This is a genomic window from Kitasatospora sp. NPDC127111 (assembly GCF_042677465.1).
In the GTDB taxonomy this organism is placed as follows: Bacteria; Actinomycetota; Actinomycetes; order Streptomycetales; family Streptomycetaceae; genus Kitasatospora.
In genome coordinates this window covers 3,126-5,801 of sequence record NZ_JBHXTG010000108.1, presented here as the reverse complement: position 1 = coordinate 5,801, position 2,676 = coordinate 3,126, and the positions used below count along the sequence as shown (strand labels likewise).

Here is a 2,676-nt window from a genome sequence, read left to right as displayed (position 1 = left end):
TTATCCTCCACCGGGGGTGCCCCCCCCCCGGCCCGCGCGTGGCCGGGCCGGGGGGCCACCCTCCCCCGGGGCCGCGGGCGGTCCCCCCGCCCGCCGGCCCCGCAGGCGTTCCCGCGGGCCGGCCGGTCGCCGCGGCCGCGGGGTCAGTGCGGGGAGAGGACCAGGCGGCGGGTGTCGTTGCGGTAGCCCAGGCGGTCGAAGGCCGCGGACATCGGGGTGTTGGTGAGGTCGGTGTCGGCGCGGACGCGTTCGGGCGCGGTCTCGGCGGCGAGGATCCGGGTGATCTCGGCGAGGATGTCGTCGCCGTACCGGCGGCCGCGGTGCTCCGGGACGACGCCCAGGTAGCCGACGACGGGGGAGGCGTGGTTGCGGGAGGGGATGCCGAAGCCGACGGGCTCGCCCTCGGGCGTGCGGGCGACGCGCCACCAGGAGCGCTCGCCGAGCATGGTGTCGCGGTAGAACGCGACGTCGGAGCGGGCCTGGGCCTCGGCGCCGAGCCGCTCGGCCTCCTTGCGGGAGTCGGTGTCGAGGGTGCCGACCAGGACCCGGCGGAACAGCTCGACGAAGACCTCGTCGTCGGGCTCGGGGTGGAGGAGGAGCCGGCCGGACGGCTCGGGGAGGCCGGCCGGGGGCGTCCACTCGTAGCGCAGGCGTTCCAGCCCCACCGGGAGTCCGGCCCGCCGGGCGGCCTCCCGGCGCCAGGCCACGGCCGCGACCGTCCCGGGACGGTCGCGCCAGTCGCCGGGCAGGACGAGGTGGTACTCCGGGGCGGCGTCCGCGCCGGCCGCGGCGTAGGTCGCGTGGGCGGCGGTGAGCAGCTCCGCGGCCAGGTCGGTGCGGGCGGCGGCCGTCCGCACCGAGTCGTGGACGAACACGCCGTCCAGGGCGTCGGGAAGGCGGCCGTCCGGGTCGCCCCACCAGACGGCGACCGCGAGCGGGGTGCCGTCGGGGGCGTCCTCGGCGATCCAGGTCCACTCGGGACGGTACTCGCCGTCGGCGAGCCGGGTGCGGTAGGCGTCGGCGGTCAGGCCGGTGGCCGGGTCGGGGGCGATCAGCGGGAGGACGCGGCCGAGGTCGGACGGGATGGTCGGACGGAGGATCACAACGGCTCCGAATCGGGGGAGTTGACGGGAATCCTGGTCAGGGCGGTTCTATCGCACTCGACCGGTCCCGGGGGCGGAAGGGCTTCGACGGTGTGGCGGCGCCCGGCCAGGCCGGTGGCGGCCAGCAGCAGGCCGGTGCAGCAGAGCAGCAGGGCGCTGCCGCGGTCCCTGGCGGTGCCGAGGAGGCGGCCCAGGGTGGAGTCGAGCGGGCCGCCGGGGGCCACCAGCGGTTCGCAGACCCGGGAGGCGAGCGGCCCGGCCAGCAGGTAGCCGAGCAGGGTGCCGCCCTGGGTGAACATCCGCCGCAGGGCGAAGACCCGGCCCTGCGCCTCGGCGGCCACGGCGGACTGCCAGAGCACCTGGGCGCAGCTGGTCACCACCGGCAGGCCGAGGAAGAACGCGAAGGCGGCCGCCGCCAGGAGTCCGGGGCGCGGGTGGAGGCCCGCCGTCAGGACGGCGCCGCCGCTGAGGACGGTGGCCGAGGTGACCCAGGCGAGCGGCCGGCGCGGACCGGACCAGATCGACATGGCGACACTGCCGGCCGCCAGACCGAGGCCTCCGGCGGTGCTGACCATGGCGACCGCGGCGTTCTGCTCGGCGGCCGGGGTGCCGGCCAGTACCAGGGGCAGCAACAGCGCGGTGGCGGCGGCCTCGGCCGCGTTGAGCACGGTGACCACGCGGAGCAGGTGCCGCAGGCCGGGCTGGCCGGTGAGCAGCTGCCGGCCCTCGGCCAACTCGGCGCGCCAGCCGCGGTGTTGCCCGCCGTGGCCGGTGCGCCCCGGTGGGCGGGGGCGGTCCGGGTCGCCGGTCGTCTCGGGGAAGCGGGCGACCAGCAGGGTGAGCAGCCCCAGGGCGAACGAGACGACGTCGGTCAGCAGGACGGCGCGCAGCCCGCCCGCGCCGAGCAGCACGGCGGCGAGCATCGGACCGAGCAACTGGGCCCCGGCCAGGGCGGTCTGGGTCATCGCGCCGGCCCGGCCGCGCTGTTCGGGCCGGACCATGCCGGTGACGGCGGCGGCGAGCGCGGGCCACTGGAAGGCGGCGCAGCAGGACTCCACGACGGTGGTCGCGTACACCTGCCAGACGGCCAGGTGGCCGGTCGCCTCGGCGGCGGCCATCGCCACGGCCGCGAGCATGGCCGCCGCGTCCGCGCAGAGCAGGACGGTCCGGCGGCGGTGGCGGTCCACGAGGACGCCGGCGGCCGGGGCGGCCAGCATGCCCGGGGCGAAGCCGAGCAGCAGGCCGGTGGCGAACTGGGTGACGGAGCCGGTCCGTTGGTAGATCCACAGGCCGAGGGCGAAGCCGGAGACGGCGGAGCCGAGTGCGGTGACCAGCCGGCCGGCCCAGATGAGCAGGAACGTCGTCATGGCGCCTCCGGAGGGGAAGGGGCGGGTTGCGGGGGCATGGCGGGGCTCCGGGTCGAGGTCGGCTACGGGGAGGTGGGCGATGGGGAGGACGGGCGGGAGCGGGGTGGTGCGGCCGGGGCCGGCCGCACCACCACCCCGACGCCGGGTCACCGCAGGCGGTAGGCCCCGAACCGGCCCCAAAAAAACACGGCCACCCGTGTTGGTTA

The 2,676-nt window shown here is 77.5% G+C and carries 2 protein-coding genes; both read right to left on the bottom strand.

Annotated features, from left to right (window positions below; genetic code table 11):
* Positions 1-143: 143 nt before the first annotated feature.
* Complete coding sequence (locus ACFVHB_RS37465) at positions 144-1,103, bottom strand: GNAT family N-acetyltransferase (protein ID WP_380331660.1); 960 nt, start codon at positions 1,101-1,103, stop codon at positions 144-146.
* Positions 1,100-2,470, bottom strand: a complete 1,371-nt coding sequence (locus tag ACFVHB_RS37460) for an MFS transporter (RefSeq protein ID WP_380331657.1) — start codon at positions 2,468-2,470, stop codon at positions 1,100-1,102. The genes ACFVHB_RS37465 and ACFVHB_RS37460 overlap by 4 nt, the downstream gene beginning before the upstream one ends.
* Positions 2,471-2,676 lie beyond the last annotated feature (206 nt).